24 protein-coding genes and 1 other annotated feature are annotated in these 25,437 nt (G+C 41.9%); of the genes, 23 read left to right on the top strand and 1 reads right to left on the bottom strand.

Annotation, left to right across the window (positions count from 1 at the left end; all coding sequences use genetic code 11):
• The first annotated feature begins 131 nt into the window (after window positions 1-131).
• Window positions 132-863, top strand: coding sequence for an NAD-dependent protein deacylase (locus HMPREF1149_RS03910; RefSeq protein ID WP_000357681.1), 732 nt, complete (start codon window positions 132-134; stop codon window positions 861-863).
• 199 nt (window positions 864-1,062) lie between these two features.
• On the opposite strand, the gene pavA is transcribed toward HMPREF1149_RS03910, so the two are convergent.
• Window positions 1,063-2,718, bottom strand: coding sequence for an Rqc2 family fibronectin-binding protein PavA (pavA, locus tag HMPREF1149_RS03905; RefSeq protein WP_000006738.1), 1,656 nt, complete (start codon window positions 2,716-2,718; stop codon window positions 1,063-1,065).
• Between the two features lie 104 nt (window positions 2,719-2,822).
• Between pavA and ybeY the strand changes: the two genes are divergently transcribed.
• The 22 genes from ybeY to HMPREF1149_RS03795 all read left to right on the top strand — a co-directional run bounded on the left by ybeY (window position 2,823) and on the right by HMPREF1149_RS03795 (window position 25,301).
• On the top strand, window positions 2,823-3,320 hold the full coding sequence (ybeY, locus tag HMPREF1149_RS03900) for an rRNA maturation RNase YbeY (RefSeq protein WP_000275169.1): 498 nt from the start codon (window positions 2,823-2,825) through the stop codon (window positions 3,318-3,320).
• A complete protein-coding gene (locus HMPREF1149_RS03895; protein WP_000378176.1) occupies window positions 3,301-3,696 on the top strand; it encodes a diacylglycerol kinase family protein in 396 nt (131 codons plus the stop codon). The genes ybeY and HMPREF1149_RS03895 overlap by 20 nt, the downstream gene beginning before the upstream one ends.
• A gap of 16 nt (window positions 3,697-3,712) precedes the next feature.
• The gene (era, locus tag HMPREF1149_RS03890) at window positions 3,713-4,612 is read left to right on the top strand and encodes a GTPase Era (protein WP_000143278.1); all 900 of its coding nucleotides are present in this window, start codon (window positions 3,713-3,715) and stop codon (window positions 4,610-4,612) included.
• A 48-nt stretch (window positions 4,613-4,660) separates the two neighbouring features.
• On the top strand, window positions 4,661-5,485 hold the full coding sequence (gene mutM, locus HMPREF1149_RS03885; protein WP_001114619.1) for a DNA-formamidopyrimidine glycosylase: 825 nt from the start codon (window positions 4,661-4,663) through the stop codon (window positions 5,483-5,485).
• Window positions 5,485-6,090, top strand: coding sequence for a dephospho-CoA kinase (gene coaE, locus HMPREF1149_RS03880; RefSeq protein ID WP_000516174.1), 606 nt, complete (start codon window positions 5,485-5,487; stop codon window positions 6,088-6,090). Before mutM ends, coaE begins: the two co-directional genes overlap by 1 nt.
• Window positions 6,077-7,276 carry a multidrug efflux MFS transporter gene (locus HMPREF1149_RS03875; protein ID WP_001156302.1) on the top strand — a complete coding sequence of 400 codons (1,200 nt, stop codon included), beginning with the start codon at window positions 6,077-6,079 and terminating at the stop codon, window positions 7,274-7,276. Before coaE ends, HMPREF1149_RS03875 begins: the two co-directional genes overlap by 14 nt.
• Complete coding sequence (gene rpmG / locus HMPREF1149_RS03870) at window positions 7,276-7,425, top strand: 50S ribosomal protein L33 (protein ID WP_007519517.1); 150 nt, start codon at window positions 7,276-7,278, stop codon at window positions 7,423-7,425. Before HMPREF1149_RS03875 ends, rpmG begins: the two co-directional genes overlap by 1 nt.
• 39 nt (window positions 7,426-7,464) lie before the next feature.
• Window positions 7,465-7,698 carry a preprotein translocase subunit SecG gene (gene secG, locus HMPREF1149_RS03865; protein WP_000282517.1) on the top strand — a complete coding sequence of 78 codons (234 nt, stop codon included), beginning with the start codon at window positions 7,465-7,467 and terminating at the stop codon, window positions 7,696-7,698.
• Between the two features lie 97 nt (window positions 7,699-7,795).
• Entirely contained in the window at window positions 7,796-10,150 is a 2,355-nt protein-coding gene (rnr, locus tag HMPREF1149_RS03860) for a ribonuclease R (protein WP_000653273.1), read from the top strand.
• Window positions 10,113-10,580: an SsrA-binding protein SmpB gene (smpB, locus tag HMPREF1149_RS03855; protein WP_001051742.1), complete on the top strand. Its 468-nt coding sequence runs from the start codon at window positions 10,113-10,115 to the stop codon at window positions 10,578-10,580. Before rnr ends, smpB begins: the two co-directional genes overlap by 38 nt.
• A 14-nt stretch (window positions 10,581-10,594) precedes the next feature.
• A complete protein-coding gene (gene tehB / locus HMPREF1149_RS03850) occupies window positions 10,595-11,455 on the top strand; it encodes an SAM-dependent methyltransferase TehB (RefSeq protein WP_000413071.1) in 861 nt (286 codons plus the stop codon).
• A gap of 177 nt (window positions 11,456-11,632) precedes the next feature.
• Window positions 11,633-12,781 (top strand): hypothetical protein, encoded by a 1,149-nt coding sequence (locus HMPREF1149_RS03845; RefSeq protein WP_000202643.1) that lies wholly within the window; start codon window positions 11,633-11,635, stop codon window positions 12,779-12,781.
• A gap of 75 nt (window positions 12,782-12,856) precedes the next feature.
• Window positions 12,857-13,813 (top strand): competence protein CoiA, encoded by a 957-nt coding sequence (locus HMPREF1149_RS03840; RefSeq protein WP_000495873.1) that lies wholly within the window; start codon window positions 12,857-12,859, stop codon window positions 13,811-13,813.
• 18 nt (window positions 13,814-13,831) lie between these two features.
• A complete protein-coding gene (gene pepF, locus HMPREF1149_RS03835; protein ID WP_000244096.1) occupies window positions 13,832-15,634 on the top strand; it encodes an oligoendopeptidase F in 1,803 nt (600 codons plus the stop codon).
• A gap of 1 nt (window position 15,635) precedes the next feature.
• On the top strand, window positions 15,636-16,349 hold the full coding sequence (locus HMPREF1149_RS03830; protein WP_000230405.1) for an O-methyltransferase: 714 nt from the start codon (window positions 15,636-15,638) through the stop codon (window positions 16,347-16,349).
• A 67-nt stretch (window positions 16,350-16,416) separates the two neighbouring features.
• Window positions 16,417-17,358: a peptidylprolyl isomerase PrsA gene (gene prsA / locus HMPREF1149_RS03825; protein ID WP_000728078.1), complete on the top strand. Its 942-nt coding sequence runs from the start codon at window positions 16,417-16,419 to the stop codon at window positions 17,356-17,358.
• 188 nt (window positions 17,359-17,546) lie between these two features.
• Window positions 17,547-18,770, top strand: a complete 1,224-nt coding sequence (gene ftsW, locus HMPREF1149_RS03820) for a cell division peptidoglycan polymerase FtsW (protein ID WP_000703350.1) — start codon at window positions 17,547-17,549, stop codon at window positions 18,768-18,770.
• 24 nt (window positions 18,771-18,794) lie between these two features.
• Window positions 18,795-21,491 carry a phosphoenolpyruvate carboxylase gene (gene ppc / locus HMPREF1149_RS03815; RefSeq protein WP_000058172.1) on the top strand — a complete coding sequence of 899 codons (2,697 nt, stop codon included), beginning with the start codon at window positions 18,795-18,797 and terminating at the stop codon, window positions 21,489-21,491.
• 96 nt (window positions 21,492-21,587) lie between these two features.
• Window positions 21,588-21,804, top strand: a binding site (T-box leader).
• A 115-nt stretch (window positions 21,805-21,919) separates the two neighbouring features.
• Window positions 21,920-22,915: a tryptophan ABC transporter substrate-binding protein gene (gene trpX, locus HMPREF1149_RS03810; protein ID WP_000792192.1), complete on the top strand. Its 996-nt coding sequence runs from the start codon at window positions 21,920-21,922 to the stop codon at window positions 22,913-22,915.
• A 65-nt stretch (window positions 22,916-22,980) separates the two neighbouring features.
• Window positions 22,981-23,847 carry an ABC transporter permease gene (locus HMPREF1149_RS03805; RefSeq protein ID WP_000637244.1) on the top strand — a complete coding sequence of 289 codons (867 nt, stop codon included), beginning with the start codon at window positions 22,981-22,983 and terminating at the stop codon, window positions 23,845-23,847.
• On the top strand, window positions 23,844-24,602 hold the full coding sequence (locus tag HMPREF1149_RS03800) for an ABC transporter ATP-binding protein (protein WP_000125418.1): 759 nt from the start codon (window positions 23,844-23,846) through the stop codon (window positions 24,600-24,602). Before HMPREF1149_RS03805 ends, HMPREF1149_RS03800 begins: the two co-directional genes overlap by 4 nt.
• A gap of 267 nt (window positions 24,603-24,869) precedes the next feature.
• On the top strand, window positions 24,870-25,301 hold the full coding sequence (locus HMPREF1149_RS03795; RefSeq protein ID WP_000222726.1) for a hypothetical protein: 432 nt from the start codon (window positions 24,870-24,872) through the stop codon (window positions 25,299-25,301).
• The last annotated feature ends 136 nt before the right edge of the window (window positions 25,302-25,437 follow it).

Below are 25,437 nucleotides of genomic sequence, written 5' to 3'. Positions count from 1 at the left end.
CATTAGTTACAAGAACTGTTGTAAGTGATCTATTTTCAATATCTAAGCAATGATAAAGGAAGAGTTGAAAATCAGATTGCTGGAGCAATGGATTTTCAACTTTTTTAGAACCCAGCTTAAGGAGAAATGTGATGGATAAAATTGAACAATTACAAGATTTGATAGATCAAAGCCAACGGATTGTTTTCTTTGGAGGGGCAGGAGTGTCAACCGAGTCTAATATCCCAGATTTTCGTAGTTCAGATGGTGTTTATAGTCATCAGTTAGGCCGTCATTTTACGGCAGAGCAACTCGTTTCTCGAACCATGTTTGAGTGCTATCCAGAAGATTTTTTTGACTTCTATAAAAAATACCTGATTTATCCAGAAGCAAAGCCTAATGCTGCTCACACTTATCTGGCTACTTTGGAAAAGACAGGTAAGCTAAAGGCTGTTGTGACACAAAATATCGATAGTCTTCATGAAATGGCTGGCTCCCAAAAGATCTTTAAATTGCATGGGAGTGCGGACCGGAATTACTGCCTAGGTTGTCAACGTTTCTATGACTTAACTGCTTTTCTTGCCCTCGAGGGACCGGTTCCCCACTGCTTAGACTGTGGCAAGGTGGTTAAGCCTGACGTGACCTTGTATGAAGAATCACTTGACATGGATGTTTTTAGCCAAGCTGCACAAGCTATTCGGCAAGCTGACTTGCTGATAATTGGTGGGACTTCCTTGGTTGTTTATCCTGCAGCTAGCCTAGTAAACTATTTTTCTGGAACAAATCTGGTCCTTATCAATAAAACCAGTATTCCACAAGACAGCCAAGCTACATTGGTCATTGAAGGCAAGATTGGGGAAGTCTTTTCGAAATTGAGACAATAAAAGAATTTTAGAAGATAGCAACAAAACCTTGTTACTTGAAAGAGAAAACTATCTCATTTATTGACCACTATCTCGCTCTTTTAGAGTTATTAAAAACTGGCTGAGAAAATCAAAACACCTTCACTGATATGATGAAGGTTGGTTTGGAAACCTTGATTGCAGAGTAAATTGTAAACGAAAATCCTGATTTCAATTGGAATCAGGATTTTTTCATAGATGCGATTTTTTCTGGGTCTGGTGTAACGCGGAGGGTCTTTTGCCCTGTGTAGGTTACAAAGCCAGGTTTGCCACCAGTTGGTTTATTGAGTTTTTTCACTTCAATCATATCTACCTGAACTAGATTTGACAAGCGCCCTTTGGAAAAGTAGGCTGCTAGTTCGGCCGCATCTGTCTTAACTTCGTCAGAAGGATTGAGATTTCCTGAGATGACGACGTGGCTTCCAGGGATGTCCTTGGCATGGAACCAAAGTTCCTCCTTGCGGGCCATTTTAAATGTTAGTTCTTCATTTTGCAAGTTGTTTCGACCGACATAGATGATGGTTTTGCCATCGCTCGCTAGATACTGTTCTGGTTTTTTGCGTTTCTGAATTTTTTCACGTTGGCGTCTTCTAATGAAGCCTGTTTGGATCAATTCTTCACGGATTTCAGCGATTTCTTCCAGTCCAGCTTGGTTGAGCACAGTCTCCACACTTTCCAGATAGAGAATAGTTGCCTTGGTTTCTTCGATCAACTCAGTTAAGTATTTGACAGCTTCTTTGAGTTTCTGGTAACGTTTAAAATAGCGTTGAGCATTCTGGCTGGGTGTTAGGGCCTTATCCAGCGCAATGGTGATAGGTTGATTGGTGTAGTAGTTGTCTAGGATAACCTGGTCTTGGTCATTAGGCACTTGGTGGAGGAAGGTTGTCAACAATTCCCCTTTTTGGCGAAATTCCTCAGCATTGTCTGTCGCTAGTAACTCTTTTTCTTGTTTTTTTAGTTTATGGCGATTTTTCTGAAGTTCATTTTCAACACGACGAATCAGTTCACTGGCTTGCTGTTTAACGCGGTCGCGCTCGGCTTTATCCTTATAATAGGTATCTAAGAGATCCGAAAGACTGGCAAAAGGCTCTCCTACACTGTTCGTAAAAGGAACTGGACTGAAGGAAGTCTCCGTTAGGAAAGGCTTGGTTTCTTGGCCGAAAAAGTTTCGGAAAGTGGACAGTTTGTCACTGACCAAGAGCCTTTCCAGTTCGTTTGCCGTATCACGACCTAAACCTTGAAAGAGACTTTGAAGATTTTTTGCTGTTAGTTCTTGGGTTTGCAGAATTTCAAAGAGCTTTTCATCCTTGACAGTATAAGGATTGAGAGATTCGGTACTAGGCGGAGCAATATAGGTTGAACCTGGAAGTAAGGTGCGGTAGCTATTTTGTGAAAAGCCAACGTGTTTAATGACTTCGAGGATTTTATGGCTGCTTTTATCAACTAGTAGAATATTGCTGTGTTTGCCCATAATCTCGATAATCAAGGTAGCCTGAATATGGTCCCCAATCTCATTTTTATTGGAAACGGTGATTTCCACAATACGGTCGTTTTCCACTTGCTCAATCGACTCAATCACGGCACCCTGCAAATACTTTCTCAAAACCATGATAAAAGTCGAAGGTTGGGCTGGATTTTCAAAAGTCGTTTGGGTTAGCTGGATGCGCCCAAAAACAGGATGGGTAGAGAGGAGCAGGCGATGGCTTTGGCGATTGCTGCGGATTTGCAAGACCAACTCTTGTTCAAAAGGTTGATTGATTTTCTGGATGCGACCATTGACCAACTCGCTTCGCAATTCCTCAATCATGTGGTGTAAAAAAAATCCGTCAAATGACATCGTTCTCTCCTTGTGATTGTGTTCCATAGTATTATATCAAAAAGGTAGAATAAAATCATGGAAATGTGGTATAATAAAGCCAAGTAAAGAGAATCGAGAAGTACATGTATATTGAAATGGTAGATGAAACTGGTCAAGTTTCACAAGAAATCTTACAACAAACCCAAGAAATTTTGGAATTTGCAGCCCAAAAAATAGGAAAAGAAGACAAGGAGATGGCAGTCACTTTTGTGACCAACGAGCGTAGCCACGAACTCAATCTCGAGTACCGTGATACCGATCGTCCGACGGATGTCATCAGCCTTGAGTATAAGCCAGAGTTGGACATTGCCTTTGACGAAGAGGATTTGCTGGAAAATCCAGAATTGGCAGAAATGATGTCTGAGTTTGATGCCTACATTGGGGAGCTTTTTATCTCTATCGATAAAGCGCATGAGCAGGCTGAGGAATACGGTCACAGCTTTGAGCGTGAGATGGGCTTCTTGGCAGTACACGGCTTTTTACACATTAACGGCTATGATCACTACACTCCGGAAGAAGAAGCGGAGATGTTCGGTTTACAAGAAGAAATTTTGACAGCCTATGGACTCACAAGACAATAAACGAAAATGGAAAAATCGTGACCTGGTATCTAGTTTAGAATTTGCTTTGACAGGTATTTTTACCGCTATCAAGGACGAACGTAATATGCGCAAACATGCAGTGACGGCACTAGTAGTCGTCCTTGCAGGTTTTGTTTTTCAGGTGTCACGGATCGAATGGCTCTTTCTCCTAATGAGCATTTTCTTGGTAGTAGCATTTGAGATTATTAACTCTGCTATTGAAAATGTAGTGGATTTAGCCAGTCACTATCACTTTTCTATGTTGGCAAAGAAAGCCAAGGACATGGCAGCAGGTGCCGTGCTGATGGTCTCTCTTTTTGCTGCAGTGACAGGTGCACTTATCTTTCTCCCACGCATTTGGGATATACTATTTTAAACTATAAGAGGAAATTATGACATTTAAATCAGGCTTTGTAGCCATTTTAGGACGTCCCAATGTTGGGAAGTCAACCTTTTTAAATCACGTCATGGGGCAAAAGATTGCCATTATGAGTGACAAGGCGCAAACAACGCGCAATAAAATCATGGGGATTTACACCACGGATAAGGAGCAAATCGTCTTTATTGACACACCAGGAATTCACAAGCCTAAAACAGCCCTTGGCGATTTTATGGTGGAATCTGCCTACAGCACCCTTCGTGAAGTGGATACTGTTCTCTTCATGGTGCCAGCTGATGAGCCACGTGGTAAGGGCGACGACATGATTATCGAGCGTCTCAAGGCTGCCAAGGTTCCTGTGATTCTGGTGGTGAATAAGATTGACAAGGTCCACCCAGATCAGCTCTTGGCTCAGATTGATGATTTCCGTAACCAGATGGACTTTAAGGAAATTGTTCCTATTTCAGCCCTTCAGGGAAATAACGTATCTCGTCTGGTGGATATTTTGAGTGAAAATCTGGAGGAAGGTTTCCAGTATTTCCCAGCTGATCAAATCACTGACCACCCTGAGCGTTTCTTGGTTTCAGAAATGATTCGTGAGAAAGTCTTGCACCTAACTCGAGAAGAGATTCCTCATTCAGTTGCTGTAGTGGTTGACTCTATGAAGCGGGACGAAGAGACAGACAAGGTTCATATCCGTGCAACCATCATGGTCGAGCGCGATAGTCAAAAAGGGATTATCATCGGAAAAGGTGGCGCTATGCTTAAGAAAATTGGGACTATGGCTCGTCGTGATATCGAACTCATGCTAGGGGACAAGGTTTTCCTAGAAACCTGGGTCAAGGTTAAGAAAAACTGGCGTGATAAAAAGCTAGATTTGGCTGACTTTGGCTATAATGAAAAAGAATACTAAGTAGAGGTGGGCTCATGCCTGCTTCTTGTTTTTACAGAAGGAGGACTTATGCCTGAATTACCAGAGGTTGAAACGGTTCGTCGTGGCTTAGAAAAATTGATTTTGGGAAAGAAGATTTCGAGTATAGAAATTCGTTATCCCAAGATGATTAAGACAGATTTGGAAGAGTTTCAAAGGGAATTGCCTGGTCAGATTATCGAGTCAATGGGACGCCGTGGAAAATATCTACTTTTTTACCTAACAGACAAAGTCTTGATTTCCCATCTGCGGATGGAGGGCAAGTATTTTTACTATCCGGATCAGATTCCTGAACGCAAGCATGCTCATATTTTCTTTCAGTTTGAGGATGGCGGCACTCTTGTATATGAGGATGTGCGCAAGTTTGGTACCATGGAACTCTTGGCACCCGACCTTTTGGATGCCTACTTTGTATCTAAAAAACTAGGGCCTGAGCCAAGAGAGCAGGACTTTGATTTGCAGGTCTTTCAAGCTGCTCTATCCAAGTCTAAAAAGCCTATCAAATCTCACCTCCTAGATCAGACCTTGGTAGCTGGTCTTGGCAATATCTATGTGGATGAGGTTCTTTGGCGAGCTCAGGTTCATCCAGCAAGACCTTCCCAGACTTTGACAGCAGAAGAAGCGACAGCCATTCATGACCAGACCATTGCTGTTTTGGGGCAGGCAGTTGAAAAGGGCGGCTCCACCATTCGGACCTATACCAATGCCTTTGGGGAAGACGGAACCATGCAGGATTTTCATCAGGTCTATGATAAGACTGGACAAGCATGTTCGCGCTGTGGGACAGTGATTGAGAAATTCCAGCTCGGTGGACGGGGAACTCATTTTTGTCCTCAGTGTCAAAGGAGGAGCTGATGGGAAAAATCATCGGAATCACAGGAGGAATTGCCTCAGGTAAGTCAACTGTGACAAATTTCCTAAGAGAGCAAGGTTTTCAAGTGGTTGATGCTGACGCAGTCGTCCACCAGCTACAAAAACCTGGTGGTCGTCTTTATCAGCTCTTAGTTCAGCACTTTGGACAAAAAATAATCCTTGAAAATGGAGAACTCAATCGCCCTCTCCTGGCTAGTCTCATCTTTTCAAACCCTGAAGAACGAGAATGGTCTAAACAAACCCAAGGAGAGATTATTCGTGAGGAATTGGCTGCACTGAGAGACCAGTTGGCTCAGACAGAAGCGATTTTTTTCATGGATATTCCCCTACTTTTTGAACAGGACTACAGTGCTTGGTTTGATGAAACGTGGCTGGTCTATGTGGACCGAGATGTTCAGGTGGAACGTTTCATGAAACGGGATCAACTTTCTAAGGAAGTAGCAGAGTCGCGTTTGGCCGCCCAATGGTCTTTAGAGAAAAAGAAAGATTTGGCCAGTCATGTTCTAGACAACAATGGCAGTCGTGATCAGCTTGTGACTCAAGTAGTGAAGTTACTTGAAGGAGGCGATAGCTGTGCAAGAGATTAGTTGGAAAGAGAATCTTCGTGTCGCCTGGTTCGGTAGTTTTCTAACGGGCGCCAGCATTTCCTTGGTCGTTCCTTTCATGCCTATCTTTGTAGAACAGTTGGGAATTGAAGGGGACCAAGTTGCTTTTTATGCTGGATTAGCCATCTCAGTTTCCGCTGTTTCAGCAGCTCTAGTTTCTCCCATCTGGGGTATTCTTGCTGATAAGTACGGTCGAAAACCCATGATGATTCGAGCAGGTCTTGCCATGACCATCACTATGGGAGGTTTGGCCTTCGTGCCAAATATCTATTGGCTACTCTTTTTGCGCTTGCTCAATGGTGTATTTACTGGTTTTGTCCCCAATGCAACAGCCTTGATTGCTAGTCAGGTACCGAAAGATAAGTCGGGAGCGGCTCTGGGAACTCTATCTACAGGTGTTGTTGCAGGAACACTGACGGGTCCCTTTGTTGGAGGCTTTATTGCTGAAATTTTTGGCATTCGTAATGTCTTTTTATTGGTAGGTGCTTTCTTATTTTTAGCTGCAATCCTAACCATTTTCTTTATCAAGGAAGATTTTCAGCCCGTGGCTAAGGAGAAGGCTATTCCAACGAAAGAAGTATTTTCTTCTTTCAAGTATCCTAGGCTCTTAGTAAACCTATTTTTGACGAGCTTTGTCATTCAATTTTCAGCTCAATCAATTGGCCCTATTCTGGCTCTCTATGTGCGGGACTTAGGGCAGACTGAAAATCTCCTATTTGTATCAGGATTGATCGTATCCAGCATGGGATTTTCTAGCATGATGAGTGCTGGAGTTCTAGGAAAACTTGGCGATAAGGTAGGGAATCATAGATTGTTAGTCGCAGCGCAGATTTATTCTGTCATCATTTACCTTCTTTGTGCCCATGCGACCAGCCCCCTTCAACTTGGCTTGTATCGTTTTCTCTTTGGTTTGGGAACGGGAGCTCTCATACCGGGAGTCAATGCCCTTCTCAGCAAAATGACTCCAAAATCAGGTATTTCCAGGATTTTCGCCTTCAACCAAGTCTTTTTTTACCTCGGTGGAGTGATTGGACCTATGGCGGGATCCGCAGTTGCAGGATATTTGGGCTACCATGCTGTCTTTTATGCGACAGCAGCCTGTGTAGCTTTCAGTTGTTTATGTAATTTAGTGCAATTTAGATCATTATTAAAAGTAAAGGAAATCTAGTGCGAGTAAAAATCAATCTCAAGTGCTCCTCTTGCGGTAGCATGAATTATCTAACCAGTAAGAACTCCAAAACTCATCCTGACAAGATTGAGGTTTTAAAGTATTGTCCCAAGGAAAGAAAAGTAACCCTACATCTTGAATCTAAGTAGATTTTATGGTAAAATAATAGGGATTTTAAGGAGTTTGATATGTATAACCTATTGTTAACCATTTTATTAGTATTATCTGTTGTGATTGTGATTGCGATTTTCATGCAACCAACTAAGAACCAATCCAGCAATGTATTTGATGCCAGCTCAGGTGATTTGTTTGAACGTAGTAAGGCGCGTGGTTTTGAAGCTGTGATGCAACGTTTGACAGGTATTTTAGTCTTTTTCTGGCTAGCCATTGCCTTAGCATTGACGGTATTATCAAGTAGATAAGAAATGGGCGAGACTAGGTCTTAGCCTATTTTTATTTTGAATGATGTTTACTAAAGTTATCACTCAAAAAGAAATTATAAAAATCTAGAAAGAAAACATGAAAGATAAAATTAAAGAATATTTGCAAGAGAAGGGGCGAGTGACGGTAAATGATCTAGCTCAGGCTCTCGGAAAGGATGGGTCCAAGGATTTCCGTGAGTTAATTAAAAACCTGTCTCTGATGGAAAGAAAGCACCAGATTCGTTTTGAAGATGATGGTAGTTTATGTCTGGACCAAAAGAAGAAACATGAAATTACCCTCAAAGGGGTTTTTCATGCCCATAAAAATGGCTTTGGATTTGTCAGTCTGGAAGGCGAAGAGGACGACCTTTTTGTAGGAAAAAACGATGTCAACTACGCTATTGATGGCGATACCGTTGAGGTCGTTATCAAGAAAGTCGCTGACCGTAACAAGGGAACTGCTGCAGAAGCAAAAATTATCGATATCCTAGAGCATAGCCTGACGACAGTTGTCGGGCAAATCGTTCTGGATCAGGAAAAGCCCAAGTATGCGGGCTACATTCGTTCAAAGAATCAGAAAATCAGCCAACCGATTTATGTGAAGAAACCGGCTATCAAGTTGGAAGGTACTGAAGTTCTCAAGGTCTTTATCGACAAATACCCAAGTAAGAAACATGATTTCTTTGTCGCTAGTGTGCTAGACGTGGTGGGGCACTCGACTGATGCTGGGATTGACGTTCTTGAAGTCTTGGAATCCGTGGATATTGTTTCAGAATTTACAGAAGCTGTTCTCAAGGAGGCAGAAAGTGTACCAGATGCTCCGTCTCAAAAGGATATGGAAGGGCGTCTTGATTTAAGAGATGAGCTTACCTTTACCATTGACGGCGCGGATGCCAAGGACTTGGACGATGCAGTTCACATCAAGCCTTTGAAAAATGGCAATCTAGAACTCGGAGTTCACATCGCAGATGTTTCCTACTATGTGACCGAGGGTTCTGCCCTCGACAAGGAAGCCCTTAATCGCGCGACTTCTGTCTACGTGACAGACCGTGTGGTACCAATGCTTCCTGAACGATTGTCAAATGGCATCTGCTCTCTCAATCCTCAAGTAGATCGCTTGACCCAGTCTGCTATTATGGAAATTGATAAACATGGTCGTGTGGTTAATTACACCATTACCCAAACAGTCATCAAGACTAGTTTCCGTATGACCTATAGCGCTGTCAATGACATCCTGGCTGGCGATGAGGAAAAGAGACAAGAGTTTAAGAAAATTGTTCCAAGTATCGAGCTCATGGCCAAGCTACATGAAAGGCTAGAAAGCATGCGTGAGAAACGTGGAGCTCTCAATTTTGATACCAGTGAAGCTAAGATTTTAGTGGATAAAAAAGGTAAGCCAGTGGATATCGTTCTTCGTCAGCGTGGTGTTGCTGAGCGGATGATCGAGTCCTTCATGTTGATTGCTAATGAAACGGTTGCCGAGCACTTTAGCAAGCTGGACCTACCTTTCATTTATCGAATTCACGAGGAGCCCAAGGCTGAAAAAGTTCAGAAGTTTATTGACTATGCTTCAAGCTTTGGTTTGCGAATTTACGGAACGGCCAGTGAGATTAGCCAGGAGGCGCTTCAAGACATCATGCGTGCTGTTGAGGGAGAACCCTATGCGGATGTATTGTCAATGATGCTTCTCCGTTCTATGCAACAAGCTCGCTATTCGGAGCACAATCACGGTCACTATGGACTAGCAGCTGACTATTATACTCACTTTACCAGTCCGATTCGTCGTTATCCAGACCTCCTTGTTCATCGAATGATTCGGGATTACGGCCGTTCTAAGGAAATAGCAGAGCATTTTGAACAAGTGATACCAGAGATTGCAACCCAGTCTTCCAACCGTGAGCGTCGTGCCATCGAGGCCGAGCGTGAAGTCGAAGCCATGAAAAAGGCTGAGTACATGGAAGAATACGTGGGTGAAGAGTATGACGCTGTTGTATCCAGCATTGTTAAGTTTGGTCTCTTTGTCGAATTGCCAAATACAGTTGAAGGTTTGATTCACATCACTAATTTGCCTGAATTTTATCATTTCAATGAGCGTGACTTGACACTCCGCGGAGAGAAATCGGGCATAACCTTCCGTGTAGGACAGCAAATTCGCATTCGAGTTGAAAGAGCCGATAAGATGACGGGAGAGATTGATTTCTCTTATATTCCAAGTGAGTTTGATGTCATCGAAAAGGGCTTGAAACAGTCTAATCGCAGTGACAGAGGTCGTGGTTCAAATCGTCGTTCGGACAAGAAGGAAGATAAGAGAAAATCAGGGCGCTCAAATGATAAGCACAAGCATTCACAAAAAGATAAGAAGAAAAAGGGAAAGAAACCTTTTTACAAAGAAGTAGCTAAGAAAGGAGCCAAGCATGGCAAAGGGCGAGGGAAAGGTCGTCGCACAAAATAAAAAAGCACACCACGACTATACAATCGTAGATACGCTTGAAGCAGGAATGGTCCTGACAGGAACGGAAATCAAGAGCGTTCGAGCAGCTCGAATCAATCTCAAGGACGGCTTTGCCCAAGTAAAAAATGGGGAAGTCTGGCTGAGCAATGTTCATATCGCCCCTTACGAAGAGGGGAATATCTGGAACCAGGAACCGGAACGCCGCCGCAAACTCCTGCTCCATAAGAAGCAAATTCAAAAACTGGAACAGGAAACCAAAGGGACAGGAATGACCCTTGTTCCCCTCAAAGTCTATATTAAAGATGGCTATGCCAAGCTTCTTTTAGGACTTGCTAAAGGGAAACATGACTATGACAAACGCGAATCCATCAAGCGTCGTGAACAAAACCGCGACATCGCGCGTGTGATGAAAGCTGTCAACCAGCGATAAGAAGAGGAAGTAAAATGGAAAAATTAATTGCCTATAAACGGATGCCCTTATGGAATAAACAGACCATGCCAGAAATTGTCCAGCAAAAGCACAATACTAAGGTCGGGACTTGGGGGAAAATCACGGTCTTGAAGGGCATACTCAAGTTTATTGAGTTGACTGAAGATGGTGAGGTTCTAGCTGAGCACCTCTTTGAGGCAGGAGCAGACAACCCCATGGCGCAACCACAAGCCTGGCACCGAGTAGAGGCCGCAACAGACGATGTAGAGTGGTACTTGGAATTTTATTGTAAACCTGAGGATTATTTCCCTAAGAAATACCAGACCAATCCAGTCCATTCAGAGGTCCTAGAAGCCATGCAAACGGTGAAACCAGGAAGAGCCTTAGATTTGGGTTGTGGTCAGGGTCGTAACTCTCTCTTTCTTGCACAGAATGGTTTTGATGTGACAGCTGTGGATCAAAATGAATTGTCCCTTGAAATCTTGCAAAGCATCGTAGAGCAAGAGGATCTAGACATGCCTGTCGGACTTTATGATATCAATTCAGCCAGCATTAGCCAAGACTATGATTTCATCGTATCGACAGTTGTTCTGATGTTCCTACAAGCGGACCGCATTCCAGCTATTATCCAAAATATGCAGGAGCATACCACGGTCGGTGGTTACAACCTTATCGTCTGTGCTATGGATACGGAGGATTATCCTTGCTCAGTCAATTTTCCATTCACATTTAAAGAAGGGGAGTTGGCGGACTACTACAAGGATTGGGAATTGATTAAGTACAATGAAAATCCAGGACATCTGCACCGTCGTGATGAAAATGGCAATCGCATTCAACTACGCTTTGCGACTATGTTAGCTAAAAAAGTCAAGTAAATCAAACATATACCAGCGAATAGAAACCACTTTGCAAAGTTTCTATTCGTTTTTGTTTGCGTTGGTTGATTGGGGCGAGCAGGATTTTATGCTATACTAGAAGTAGGAAATGTGAGTAGTAGAGCTGTGTTTCTGACACTCTCAGCGCAAGAAAGTCTTTATGATGGAGGTAGTCGAATGACGAGTCTTTTGGTGGAATTGTATGATCGGCATGTATTGGAAAAGAATGTCTACCAAGCCTTTATCAGTGATTGTGACGAGATTCTTTTTCTATCTTTGACGAAAATAAGCAATGAAGAGAAACTCTCTCTCCGTCAGTTCATCGTGGAAGAGGTGCCTCATATCCAACGAGTGACCTTTCGTCAGTTATCCTTAGAACAACTAGCAGATCAGTTAGATTATTGTCTAGCAGGCTATGACCAGATTCTTCTTGATGTTTTTGGTGGGGATTCGCTACTAGCCTTATCTCTCTATCAATACGGCTTGGATCGGGACCTCCCCATCGTTGCCATGGATATCGAGCGGGGAAAACAATACAAGTGGGTAGCCGGTCAGTTGGAAAAAGAAGACTTGGACATTCCAACCCTAAGCATCCAACAGCTGATAGCCTTGCGTGGTGGAAAAATGCTCAAATCAAAACGCCCTATCCACTCAGTTCAAGAAATTTCAGCCATCAAAAAATTAGCCAGCTCGGCTATTACCAATCCAGCCCACTGGTACCAAGTGACCCAATTTTTCTCTCTAGCAAAGACCAATGATCTGCATGCTGAAACTGAAAAGATACTGGAAAACAACGGCAAATATTATCGCTATCCAGAATCCTTCATTCCCTTACTAGTGGAAGCGGGGATGCTTTGTATTGAAAGCGAGGACAAAGAGCGAGTAAGCTACAGCTTTCCAAGTCAAGAAGCTCAAGTTTTTTGCCGCAACAAGGGGCATATTTTAGAGGTATATCTCTATCTCTTGGCGATTGAATCTCAGCTGTTTGATGAGTGCATGATAGGCGGTGAGATTGATTGGAATGGCATCTTTCCAGAGGCGGACAATGTTCAAAATGAGATTGATGTCATTCTGAGAAAGGGACGCTCGATTACCTTTATCTCTTGCAAGATGACAGATTTATCAGTTGAAGCCATCAATGAGCTAGAGGTCTATGCCAATCATTTTGCTGGAGAGAGTTGCCTCAAGTTAATTGTCTGTACGGGGAAAATCAATCCCGTTTATGCCAATCGCTGCCAGGAATACGGCGTGCTGGTCATTAGAAGTGAGCAGATTCCCAATCTCATTCCCATGCTAAAAAAATATTCTAAGAGACAAAAAAGATGAGAAATAATATCATGAAAGGCTGGATTCCAGTCTTTTTTAATTCTTTTTCGAATAAATGAGAAAAGGAGGTAGACCATGTTTGTAGCCAGAGATGCCAAGGGAAAATTGGTGAATGCCCTCGAAAAAGACGTGACTAAGCAAGCTTATACCTGCCCCGCCTGTGGGGGCGGGCTACGATTACGCCAAGGACAGAGCATTCGAACGCACTTTGCTCATGAAAGGTTAAGAGATTGTATTGCCATTTTTGAAAATGAAAGTCCAGAACACTTAGGCAACAAAGAGGCCCTTTATTACTGGGCCAAGAAGGACAATCAGGTCGCCTTAGAATATAGTTTGCCCGAGATCCAGCAGATAGCAGATGTTCTCGTCAATGAGAAATTAGCTCTGGAGGTTCAGTGCAGTCCCTTGTCTCAAAAGCTTTTAGGAGATAGAAGCCAAGGATACCGCAGTCAGGGCTATCAGGTTATCTGGCTACTGGGAGAAAAACTCTGGTTAAAAGAGCGGTTAACACAACTGCAAAGAGGATTCCTCTATTTTAGTCAAAATATGGGTTTCTATGTTTGGGAACTGGATCTCAAAAAGCAAGTTTTGAGACTCAAATATCTTCTGCATCAGGACCTACGTGGCAAGCTTCATTTTCAGGTCAAAGAATTTCCCTATGGAAAAGGAAATCTCTTGGAAATCTTACGATTTCCTTATCAAAAACAAAAACTGCCTCGTTTTGCAGTCGTGCAAGATTTAACTATCTGTCACTACATTCGTCAGCAGTTGTACTACCAAACGCCTTACTGGATGAAGAAGCAGGAGGAAGCTTATCATCGAGGAGACAATCTATTAAACCATCAACTAGACGACTGGTATCCTCAAGTCAAGCCGATAGAATCAGGAAATTTTTTGCAGATTGAAACGGATCTGACTAGCTATTATAGAAATTTTCAGGCTTACTATCAAAAAAATCCGAAAAATAATCGCCAAAAGCTCTATCCACCAGCCTTTTATCACTTATATTTCTCAAAAAATGTGGTAAAATAGAAAGGATGGAGGAATCTTATGGTATTACAACGACATGAAATAAATGAAAAAGATACATGGGATCTTTCGACAATCTACCCAACAGACCAGGCTTGGGAAGAAGCCTTGAAAGATTTAACTGAAAAAGTACAAACAGCATCTCAGTATGAGGGACATCTCTTGGACAGCGCAGACAGTTTGCTTGAGATCACAGAATTCTCACTCGACTTGGAACGCCAAGTTGAAAAGCTTTATGTCTATGCGCATATGAAAAATGACCAGGACACGCGTGAAGCCAAGTACCAAGAGTACTATGCTAAGGCAATGACCCTATACAGTCAGTTAGAACAAGCCTTTTCATTCTATGAACCTGAGTTTATGGAGATTAGCGAAGAGCAGTATGCGGCCTTCCTAGAAGCTCAACCAAAACTCCAAGTTTACAAGCACTTTTTTGATAAGCTCTTGCAAAAGAAAGACCATGTTCTTTCGCAACGTGAGGAAGAATTACTTGCTGGAGCAGGAGAAATCTTTGGCGCTGCTAGTGAAACCTTCGCTATTTTGGACAATGCGGATATTAGCTTCCCATACGTGCTTGATGACGAAGGCAAGAAAGTGCAACTCTCACATGGTACTTACATTCGCTTGATGGAGTCTAAAAATCGTGAAGTGCGTCGTGGTGCCTATGAAGCCCTTTATGCGACTTACGAGCAATTCCAACACACTTACGCTAAGACCTTGCAGACAAATGTTAAGGTGCAAAACTACCGAGCAAAAGTTCACAACTATAAGAGTGCTCGCCATGCAGCCCTCGCAGCAAATTTTGTTCCAGAAAGTGTCTATGACAATCTAGTAGCTGCAGTTCGCAAGCATTTGCCACTCTTGCATCGTTACCTAGAACTTCGTTCTAAAATCTTGGGTATTTCCGACCTCAAGATGTACGATGTCTACACACCGCTTTCGTCAGTAGATTATAGCTTTACCTACGAAGAAGCCTTGAAAAAGGCAGAAGAAGCTTTGGCGGTTTTAGGTGATGACTACTTGAGTCGTGTCAAACGTGCCTTCAGTGAGCGTTGGATTGATGTCTATGAAAACCAAGGCAAGCGTTCTGGTGCTTACTCTGGTGGTTCTTACGATACCAATGCCTTCATGCTTCTCAACTGGCAGGACAATCTAGACAATCTCTTTACCCTTGTCCATGAAACAGGTCATAGTATGCACTCAAGCTATACTCGTGAAACCCAACCTTATGTTTACGGAGATTATTCTATCTTCTTGGCTGAGATTGCCTCAACGACCAACGAAAATATCTTGACAGAGAAATTATTGGAAGAAGTAGAAGACGACGCAACGCGCTTTGCTATTCTCAATAACTTCTTGGACGGTTTCCGTGGAACAGTCTTCCGTCAAACTCAATTCGCTGAGTTTGAACATGCCATTCACCAAGCAGACCAAAATGGAGAAGTCTTGACAAGTGATTTCCTCAATAAGCTATACGCTGACTTGAACCAAGAGTACTATGGACTCAGCAAGGAAGACAATCCTCAAATCCAATACGAGTGGGCACGAATCCCACACTTCTACTATAACTACTATGTTTATCAATATTCAACTGGTTTTGCAGCTGCTTCAGCCTTGGCTGAGAAGATTGTCCATGGTAGTCAAGAAGATCGTGACCGCTATATCGACTACCTCAAGGCAGGTAAGTCTGACTATCCGCTCAATGTTATGAGAAAAGCGGGTGTTGATATGGAAAAAGAAGACTATCTTAACGATGCCTTTGCAGTCTTTGAACGTCGCTTGAACGAGTTTGAAGCCCTTGTTGAAAAATTGGGATTAGCATAAGATGGTAGAGTCTTATAGTAAAAATGCCAATCACAATATGCGTCGTCCCGTCGTCAAGGAAGAAATCGTTGAACTCATGCGCCAGCGTCAAAAGCAGGTGACTGGTTCTTTGAAAGAATTGGAAGCCTTCGCTCGCAAGGAAAATATCCCAATCATTCCTCATGAAACAGTTGCTTACTTTCGATTTCTCATGGAAAGTCTGCAGCCTAAGAATATTTTAGAAATTGGGACAGCTATCGGTTTTTCAGCTCTTTTGATGGCGGAGCATGCGCCAGATGCTAAGATTACAACCATTGACCGCAATCCTGAGATGATAGGCTTTGCCAAGGAAAACTTTGCCCAGTTTGACAGTCGTAAGCAAATCACCCTCTTAGAGGGAGATGCCGTAGATGTTTTGTCTAGCCTGACAGAAACTTATGACTTTGTCTTTATGGATTCGGCTAAGTCCAAGTACATCGTCTTTCTACCTGAAATCCTCAAACGACTTGAAGTTGGTGGAGTGGTTGTCTTGGATGATATTTTTCAAGGAGGAGATGTTGCCAAGGACATCATGGAAGTCCGCCGTGGTCAACGAACCATTTATCGTGGTTTGCAAAGACTTTTCGACGCAACTTTGGACAATCCAGGTCTAACAGCAACTCTAGTTCCTCTTGGTGATGGCATTCTCATGCTACGAAAGAATGTAGCAGATGTACAGCTACCTGATGATAAATGATTTTCAGAAAAATTTAAGAAATTATAGTAAAATAGATAAAGTAACACTTACCGTAAAAGGAGTAAACATGAAGAAAAAACTTATGGCAGGAGCCATCACACTTTTATCAGTAGCAACACTTGCAGCTTGTTCAAATAGTTCTGAAGGAAAAGATTTGATCAGCATGAAGGGCGATGTGATTACAGAGCATCAATTCTTTGAAGAAGTAAAGAACAATCCAACTGCACAACAAGTCTTGCTCAATATGACCATCCAGAAAGTATTTGAACAACAATATGGATCAGAAGTAACGGATAAAGATGTGGATGACGCCGTTGCTGAAGAACAAAAGAAATACGGCGATAGCTACAATAGCGTACTTCAACGGGCAGGTATGACTGCTGAAACTCGTAAAGCTCAAATTCGTACTAGCAAATTGGTTGAATTGGCAGTTAAGAAGGCTGCCGAGAGTGAATTGACAGATGAGGCTTACCAAAAGGCTTTTGAGTCCTATACACCAGATGTGACAGCTCAAATCATCCGTATGGATAATGAAGACAAGGCAAAAGAAGTGCTTGAGAAAGCCAAAGCAGAAGGTGCAGATTTTGCTCAGTTGGCGAAAGACAACTCTAACGATGACAAAACAAAAGAAAATGGTGGAGAAATCACTTTTGACTCTGCTTCAACAGAACTTCCAGAACAAGTCAAAAAAGCAGCCTTTGCCTTGGATGTGAACGGTGTTTCTGATGTGATTACGGCTACTGGAACACAAGCCTACAGCAATCAATTCTACATCGTTAAAGTAACGAAGAAGACAGAAAAATCTTCTAACTTAGAGGATTACAAAGAAAAATTGAAGACCATCATTTTGACTCAAAAACAAAATGATTCAGCCTTTGTTCAAGGAGTAATTGGTAAAGAATTACAAGCAGCAAACATCAAGGTCAAAGACCAAGCCTTCCAAAACATCTTCACCCAATACATCGGTGGTGGTGACTCAAGCTCAAGCAGTAGCTCTTCATCTAATTAAGCAATGAAAATACAAATCTCATTTGAGGTTTGTATTTTTTATGCTTGAAGACAAAAAATAAGTAAAATTCGAAGGATTAAAGGATAATAGTTTTTTTCTTTCTGAAAAAGTGGTATAATAACAATCAAAACTAGAAAATAAAACGGAATTAGGGACAACCACCTCTGTTCCTATTAGAGTGGTGAAATATGAAAATTAGTAAAAGGCACCTACTAAACTATTCCATTTTGATTCCTTATTTTCTTCTGTCGATTTTGGGATTGATTGTAGTTTACTCGACAACGAGTGCAACCCTAATTGAAGAAGGAAAAAGCGCTTTTCAATTGGTACGTAACCAGGGGATTTTCTGGGTGGCTAGTTTGGTTTTGATTGCCTTAATCTATAAATTAAAATTAGGTTTCCTGAGAAATGGACGTCTCATTTTTATCGTGATGATTGTGGAGATGGTTCTTTTAGCCCTAGCGCGTCTGGTCGGAACACCTGTCAATGGAGCATACGGATGGATTTCTGTAGGACCTGTAACGATTCAGCCGGCTGAATACCTTAAGATTATCATCATCTGGTACTTGGCACATCGTTTTTCAAAACAGCAAGATGAGATTGCGGTTTATGATTTCCAGGTGTTGACCCAAAATCAATGGCTACCTCGGGCTTTTAACGACTGGCGTTTTGTTCTGCTGGTTCTGATTGGTAGCTTGGGGATCTTCCCCGACTTGGGAAATGCGACCATCTTGGTTTTGGTGGCGCTCATTATGTACACCGTTAGTGGAATCGCCTATCGTTGGTTCTCGACCATTCTAGCTCTCTTAGCAGGGAGTTCAATTTTAGTATTGTCTGTCATTCGTCTCGTTGGGGTTGAAAAATTTTCTCAGATACCGGTATTTGGTTACGTTGCTAAACGTTTTAGTGCCTTCTTTAATCCCTTTAATGACTTGGCAGGTGCAGGACACCAGCTTGCAAATTCCTACTATGCCATGGTAAATGGTGGCTGGTTCGGACTGGGCTTGGGAAATTCTATCGAGAAGCGTGGTTATCTGCCAGAAGCCCATACGGATTTCGTGTTTTCGATTGTTATCGAAGAGTTTGGATTCGTAGGAGCGAGTATGATTTTGGCTTTACTCTTCTTCTTAATTTTGCGAATCATCTTGGTTGGTATTCGAGCCAAGGATCCTTTTAACTCCATGGTTGCTATCGGTGTCGGAGGGATGATTCTTGTCCAGGTCTTTGTCAATATCGGTGGGATTTCTGGTTTGATTCCTTCTACAGGGGTGACCTTCCCCTTCCTTTCACAAGGTGGGAACAGTCTCCTGGTATTATCCGTAGCCATTGCCCTTGTATTAAATATCGATGCCAGCGAGAAACGTGCTAAACTCATTAGAGAATACGAATCTCAAACTGTTGAAGGTCTGTAAGGATTGTATGGAAAGGAAAAATATATGTCTCTTCAGAAATTAGAAAACTATAGTAATAAAGCCGTCGTCCAAGAAGAAGTCTTGATTTTGACTGAGCTGCTAGAAGATATCACAAAAAATATGCTAGCGCCAGAGACCTTTGAAAAAATCATGCAGTTGAAGGAATTATCAACAAATGAAAACTATCAAGGGCTCAATGAACTGGTGACTAGCCTTTCCAATGAAGAAATGATTTACATTTCTCGTTATTTCTCTATCCTTCCACTCTTGATTAATATATCTGAGGATGTGGACTTAGCCTATAAAATTAACCACCAGAACAATGTGGACCAAGACTATCTAGGGAAATTGTCTACAACCATAAAGATGGTAGCTGAAAAAGAAAATGCAGCTGAAATTTTAGAAAAGTTAAATGTCGTTCCTGTCTTAACCGCCCATCCAACGCAAGTACAACGCAAGAGTATGCTGGACTTGACCAACCATATCCATACGCTCTTGCGTAAGTACCGTGATGTCAAACTAGGCTTGATTAATAAAGAAAAATGGAACATGGATCTCCGTCGTTACATTGAAATTATCATGCAAACAGACATGATTCGTGAGAAGAAGTTGAAAGTAACTAACGAAATCACCAACGTGATGGAGTACTACCAAAGTTCTTTCCTGAATGCTGTTCCACGTTTGACGGCTGAGTATAAGAAACTAGCTAAAGAACAAGGTATCGAGCTCCAACATCCAAAACCAATTACCATGGGGATGTGGATTGGAGGAGACCGTGATGGAAATCCTTTCGTAACAGCGGAAACTCTCAATAAATCAGCCTTGACCCAGTGCAAAGTCATCATGAACTACTATGATGAAAAGATTTATAATCTTTATCGTGAATTTTCACTGTCAACCAGCATCGTGAATGTCAGCGACAAGGTCCGTGAGATGGCGCTGAAGTCACAAGATAACTCCATTTATCGCGAAAAAGAACTCTATCGTCGTGCTCTTTTTGATATCCAAGCTAAGATGCAGGCAACTAAGGCTTATCTCATTGAAGACAGGGATCTTCAGCCTAGATATGCTACTGCAGATGAATTTTATCAAGACTTGTTGGCCATTCGAGATTCTCTCCTTGAGAACAAGGGGGAATACCTGATTTCAGGAGAATTTGTTGAACTGATGCAAGCCGTTGAAATCTTTGGCTTCTACCTTGCTTCTATCGATATGCGCCAAGACTCTAGTGTTCATGAAGCCTGTGTGGCTGAATTGTTAGCATCTGCTGGCATCAACGACCATTATAGCGATCTCTCTGAAGATGAAAAATGCGCCCTCCTCTTAAAAGAGTTGGAAGAAGATCCTCGTATCCTCTCAGCTACTCATGCTGAAAAGTCAGAACTGCTTGAGAAAGAATTGTCTATCTTCAAAACTGCTCGCAAGTTGAAGGATAAATTGGGTGAAAATGTCATTCGCCAAACCATCATCTCTCACGCAACAAGTGTATCTGATATGCTAGAATTAGCCATCATGCTCAAGGAAGTGGGCTTGGTTGATGCTCAAAAAGCGCGCGTTCAGATTGTTCCCCTCTTTGAAACGATTGAAGACTTGGATCACTCGGAAGAAACCATGAGAAGATACTTCTCTCTTCCATTGGCTAAAAAATGGATTGCTTCAAAAGACAACTACCAAGAAATCATGCTTGGCTACTCCGATAGTAATAAAGACGGTGGTTATTTATCATCATGTTGGACTCTCTATAAAGCACAACAACAACTGACTGCTATTGGGGATGAATTTGGCGTTAAAGTCACCTTCTTCCATGGACGTGGTGGTACTGTTGGTCGAGGTGGTGGTCCAACTTATGAAGCCATCACATCTCAACCGCTCAAGTCTATCAAGGACCGTATCCGTCTGACTGAGCAAGGAGAAGTGATTGGAAACAAATACGGAAACAAAGACGCTGCCTATTATAACCTTGAAATGTTGGTTTCTGCAGCCATTAACCGTATGATTACCAAGAAGAAGAGCGATACCAACACGTCAAATCGTTATGAAGCTGTTATGGATCAAGTGGTGGACCGTAGCTACGATATCTACCGTGATTTGGTCTTTGGAAATGAACATTTCTATGACTATTTCTTCGAGTCAAGCCCAATCAAGGCTATTTCAAGCTTCAATATCGGTTCGCGTCCAGCAGCTCGTAAGACCATCACTGAAATCGGCGGTTTGCGTGCCATTCCTTGGGTCTTCTCATGGTCACAAAGTCGTGTCATGTTTCCTGGATGGTATGGTGTAGGATCAAGCTTTAAAGAGTTTATTGATCAAGATCCAAAGAATATCGAGTTTCTTCGAGACATGTACCAAAACTGGCCTTTCTTCCAATCTTTGCTTTCCAATGTAGACATGGTCTTATCTAAGTCTAACATGAACATTGCTTTTGAATATGCCAAGCTCTGTGAAGATGAAGAAGTGCAGGCTATCTACTACACTATTTTAGATGAATGGCAGTTGACTAAGGACGTTATTTTAGCTATCGAAGGCTATGACGAACTCTTGGCAGAAAACTCTTACCTAAAAGACAGCCTAAACTATCGTATGCCTTACTTTAATATCCTTAACTACATCCAGTTGGAATTGATCAAACGTCAACGCCGCGGTGAATTGTCAGCAGACGAAGAAAAACTGATCCATACAACTATCAACGGAATTGCAACCGGTTTGCGTAATTCAGGCTGATATTCTACAAACTTCCTCTTTTTTCAAGGGGAAGTTTTTGAATTGTTTAAAAAATTCTAAAAATAGTCTTGACAAGTAGTTGAAAAATGATATAATTTAAACATTCAGAAAGTAATCATGCTCATTTTTGAGAGAGTCTGTGGTTGGTGGAAGCAGATAGATGAAAGTGATGAAAATTGGGCTGAATGTTATAAAGAATTTGAAATCATAAAAATTCGGTGAGCACACCTTACAGTGCAACTCGTGAATGCGAGAAAGAGCGATAGGGATATTCCCTATAATTGAGGTGGTACCGCGCATCGACGTCCTCACACAAGTTTTTTGTGTGAGGATTTTTTATGGGAGGAAAGATTATGAAATTTAATCGATGGCGTCGCTTGTTTTGAGTGAAAAGAGTATTATACAAGTGATTTAAAAGGAGAAAGAATATGAAAAATAAACGTTTAATGGGAATTATCGCTGGATTAGCAGTATTGGTAGTGGCTAGCTTGATTTATTCATCAATGAACAAGCCTGCAGCTAAGGAAGAGCAAAAGGCTGCTAAGGTTGGTGTCCTTCAATTTGTTAGTCACCCATCCTTGGACTTGATTTACCAAGGGATTCAAGATGGACTAGCTGAAGAAGGCTATAAGGACGACCAGGTAAAAATTGACTTTATGAACTCTGAAGGCGATCAGAGCAAGGTTGCAACCATGAGTAAACAATTGGTTGCTAATGGAAACGATGTTGTTGTTGGGATCGCAACACCAGCTGCTCAAGGACTTGCTAGTGCTACAAAAGACCTACCTGTTATCATGGCTGCTATTACAGACCCAATCGGTGCTAACTTGGTCAAAGATTTGAAAAAACCAGGTGGCAACATCACAGGGGTGTCAGACCATAACCCAGCTGAACAGCAAGTAGAGTTGATTAAAACCCTCACACCAAATGTCAAAACGATCGGAGCTCTCTACTCAAGCAGTGAAGATAACTCAAAATCACAAGTTGAAGAATTCAAGGCTTATGCTGAAAAAGCAGGTTTGACAGTCGAAACATTTGCCGTTCCATCAACCAATGAAATTGCTTCAACAGTCAATGTTATGACCAGCAAGGTCGATGCGATTTGGGTTCCAATTGATAACACCATCGCATCCGCATTTTCAACAGTTGTTTCAAGCAACCAAACAGCTAAAAAGCCAATCTATCCAAGTGCCACTGCCATGGTAGAAGCAGGTGGATTAGCATCTGTAGTAGTTGACCAACACGATCTTGGAGTGGCTACTGGTAAGATGATTGCCAAAGTATTGAAAGGTGAAAAACCAGCTGATACGCCAGTTAATGTCTTCTCAACTGGTAAGTCAGTGATTAACAAAAAACTAGCGCAGGAACTTGGTATAACCATTCCTGAGTCCGTTCTAAAAGAAGCAGGACAAGTGATTGAATAAAGATAAAGGAGGAGCTGGACACATCTCCTCCCATTTTTACTAAAGAAAGAAATGAGTGAAAGATTATGATAGTATCCATTATTTCTCAGGGGATGGTCTGGGCGATTTTAGGTTTGGGAATTTTTATGACTTTCCGAATTTTGAATTTTCCAGATATGACTACTGAGGGCTCTTTTCCTCTAGGGGGAGCTGTAGCTGTAACCTTGATAACGCAGGGAGCCAACCCATTTTTAGCAACCCTAGCTGCAGTAGGGGCGGGCTGTCTAGCTGGAATGGCGACGGGACTCTTATATGCCAAAGGAAAAATCCCAACTCTCTTATCAGGGATTTTAGTAATGACTTCTTGCCATTCCATCATGCTCATGATTATGGGACGTGCCAATCTGGGGCTTCTTGGAACCAAGCAAATTCAGGATGTCTTGCCTTTTGATTCAGACCTTAACCAACTCCTGACTGGATTAATCTTTGTAGCTCTTGTTATTGTCCTCATGCTCTTTTTCCTTGATACCAAACTAGGCCAAGCCTACATCGCTACAGGTGACAATCCTGATATGGCTCGTAGCTTTGGTATCAATACGGGACGTATGGAACTCATGGGCTTGGTTCTCTCAAATGGGATTATCGCGCTTGCAGGAGCCTTAATTGCTCAACAAGAAGGATATGCAGATGTTTCTCGAGGAATCGGTGTGATTGTCGTAGGGCTTGCCAGCTTGATTATTGGTGAGGTATTGTTCAAGAGTTTGACCTTGGCAGAGCGTCTCATGACCATTGTCGTAGGCTCTATCGCTTATCAGTTCCTCGTTTGGGGAGTGATTGCTCTTGGGTTTAATACAAGTTATCTTCGCTTGTACAGCGCCTTGATTTTGGCAGTTTGCCTTATGATTCCAACCTTCAAAAGCAAATACCTGAAAGGAGTCAAGTTTAGCAAATGACAGCAATTGTAGAATTAAAAAATGCTACCAAAGTCATCACGAATGGCTTTGATGAGGAAAAAATCATTCTGAATGATGTTTCTCTTGAAATTTTCGAACATGATTTCATTACCATCCTAGGGGGAAATGGAGCAGGGAAATCAACGCTTTTTAACACTATTGCAGGTACCTTGCCTTTAACAAGTGGAAGTATCCGTATCATGGGCGAGGACGTGACGCATTTTTCACCTGAAAAGCGGGCTAAGTACTTGTCTCGTGTCTTTCAGGATCCTAAGATGGGTACGGCTCCCCGTATGACGGTGGCAGAAAATCTCTTGATTGCCAAGTTTCGTGGTGAGAAGAGAGGACTCCTTCCTAGAAGGCTATCAAGTCATCGGGAAGAGTTTCAGGCTACCATTGAAAAAGTGGGGAATGGCCTTGAAAAGCACCTAGATACTCCGATTGAGTTTCTATCAGGTGGACAACGTCAGGCCTTGAGTCTCTTGATGGCAACCTTGAAGCGACCAGAGTTGCTCTTGTTGGATGAACACACAGCAGCTCTTGACCCAAAAACAAGTGTGGCCTTGATGGAATTAACAGATGACTTTGTCAGCAAGGATCATCTGACAGCCTTGATGATTACTCACCATATGGAAGATGCACTGAAGTATGGAAATCGTCTGATAGTCATGAAGGAAGGCCGAATCATCCAAGACTTCAATAAAGAAGAAAAAGCTAAGATGAAAATTTCAGACTACTATCAACTGTTTGAATAGGAGACGGCAGGAACTTCCTGAGACTATATAAAATCAAAACTTAGAAGCACGCAGATGTTTCTAGTTTTTTTAGTGACATAATTAGATCGATTGGTGCACTTGTCCAAGTTGCTTCATTTTATAGTATAATAAGTATCAACATGGAGTATAAATACAAGATTATTCCTAGCCTTTTAAGAAAATATCAAAATCAAGGATATCTAGGATAATAATAAGTCATTCACAGTGAAAAAATTAAATAAAACATATTGTTTATGGAGGTAAAAAATGACTTACACACAAGAAGATTTTCAGGAATGGATTTTCCAGATTGAATTTAAAATGGATTATTTTACTAAGGATTTTGCCCAAGAGCAAAATTTAATCTTGGACTATAGCATGCAGTCCTTGGATGATTTGGAGGCTTGGATTTTGGCTCATTACGAAAATCACCATGTCTTGATAGAGGATAAAAAACTCTTGGATTATTTAACAGTCTATATCGGAGAAACCTTCCGCAAGCACTTAGGTGGCAAGTGGTTCATTGACCTAAAGAATAAAAAGAATGCTTATTATTCCATGCCTGTGTTGGTTGATCCTTCCTATCGAGGAGAAGTATATATAGCACCCATGACTTTTGCAACGGCTTGTATCAGCAGAAAAGATGGACAATATATTAGCAGAATACTGAAAAATAATCTTCAAGAACAAGTAAAATAAAAGTAACTTATGAGCAATCTTACAAGAAAATAAAAGGATAAGTTGGAGGAGTTAAGGAGAAGATTCCCGATAACATGATAACAGTGAGTTTTTATGAAATATAAGTAGGGAAAGCGTATGAAATGGTTTACTTTTT

It is taken from the genome of Streptococcus sp. BS35b (genome assembly GCF_000286475.1).
Classification (GTDB): Bacteria; Bacillota; Bacilli; order Lactobacillales; family Streptococcaceae; genus Streptococcus; species Streptococcus oralis_W.
Note: the sequence above shows the minus strand (reverse complement) of the source record. Positions and strands in the feature narration are given on the sequence as shown.

What these genes read in the sequence shown, in the direction of transcription:
- rnr (WP_000653273.1), top strand. Translation starts at nt 7,796, where the DNA reads ATGAAAGATAAAATTAAAGAATATTTGCAAGAGAAGGGGCGAGTGACG.
- HMPREF1149_RS03830 (WP_000230405.1), top strand. Translation starts at nt 15,636, where the DNA reads ATGGTAGAGTCTTATAGTAAAAATGCCAATCACAATATGCGTCGTCCC.
- HMPREF1149_RS03840 (WP_000495873.1), top strand. Translation starts at nt 12,857, where the DNA reads ATGTTTGTAGCCAGAGATGCCAAGGGAAAATTGGTGAATGCCCTCGAA.
- HMPREF1149_RS03805 (WP_000637244.1), top strand. Translation starts at nt 22,981, where the DNA reads ATGATAGTATCCATTATTTCTCAGGGGATGGTCTGGGCGATTTTAGGT.
- pepF (WP_000244096.1), top strand. Translation starts at nt 13,832, where the DNA reads ATGGTATTACAACGACATGAAATAAATGAAAAAGATACATGGGATCTT.
- smpB (WP_001051742.1), top strand. Translation starts at nt 10,113, where the DNA reads ATGGCAAAGGGCGAGGGAAAGGTCGTCGCACAAAATAAAAAAGCACAC.
- HMPREF1149_RS03895 (WP_000378176.1), top strand. Translation starts at nt 3,301, where the DNA reads ATGGACTCACAAGACAATAAACGAAAATGGAAAAATCGTGACCTGGTA.
- ybeY (WP_000275169.1), top strand. Translation starts at nt 2,823, where the DNA reads ATGTATATTGAAATGGTAGATGAAACTGGTCAAGTTTCACAAGAAATC.
- era (WP_000143278.1), top strand. Translation starts at nt 3,713, where the DNA reads ATGACATTTAAATCAGGCTTTGTAGCCATTTTAGGACGTCCCAATGTT.
- HMPREF1149_RS03910 (WP_000357681.1), top strand. Translation starts at nt 132, where the DNA reads ATGGATAAAATTGAACAATTACAAGATTTGATAGATCAAAGCCAACGG.
- ftsW (WP_000703350.1), top strand. Translation starts at nt 17,547, where the DNA reads ATGAAAATTAGTAAAAGGCACCTACTAAACTATTCCATTTTGATTCCT.
- prsA (WP_000728078.1), top strand. Translation starts at nt 16,417, where the DNA reads ATGAAGAAAAAACTTATGGCAGGAGCCATCACACTTTTATCAGTAGCA.
- trpX (WP_000792192.1), top strand. Translation starts at nt 21,920, where the DNA reads ATGAAAAATAAACGTTTAATGGGAATTATCGCTGGATTAGCAGTATTG.
- HMPREF1149_RS03795 (WP_000222726.1), top strand. Translation starts at nt 24,870, where the DNA reads ATGACTTACACACAAGAAGATTTTCAGGAATGGATTTTCCAGATTGAA.
- secG (WP_000282517.1), top strand. Translation starts at nt 7,465, where the DNA reads ATGTATAACCTATTGTTAACCATTTTATTAGTATTATCTGTTGTGATT.
- tehB (WP_000413071.1), top strand. Translation starts at nt 10,595, where the DNA reads ATGGAAAAATTAATTGCCTATAAACGGATGCCCTTATGGAATAAACAG.
- pavA (WP_000006738.1), bottom strand. Translation starts at nt 2,718, where the DNA reads ATGTCATTTGACGGATTTTTTTTACACCACATGATTGAGGAATTGCGA.
- HMPREF1149_RS03845 (WP_000202643.1), top strand. Translation starts at nt 11,633, where the DNA reads ATGACGAGTCTTTTGGTGGAATTGTATGATCGGCATGTATTGGAAAAG.
- mutM (WP_001114619.1), top strand. Translation starts at nt 4,661, where the DNA reads ATGCCTGAATTACCAGAGGTTGAAACGGTTCGTCGTGGCTTAGAAAAA.
- coaE (WP_000516174.1), top strand. Translation starts at nt 5,485, where the DNA reads ATGGGAAAAATCATCGGAATCACAGGAGGAATTGCCTCAGGTAAGTCA.
- ppc (WP_000058172.1), top strand. Translation starts at nt 18,795, where the DNA reads ATGTCTCTTCAGAAATTAGAAAACTATAGTAATAAAGCCGTCGTCCAA.
- HMPREF1149_RS03800 (WP_000125418.1), top strand. Translation starts at nt 23,844, where the DNA reads ATGACAGCAATTGTAGAATTAAAAAATGCTACCAAAGTCATCACGAAT.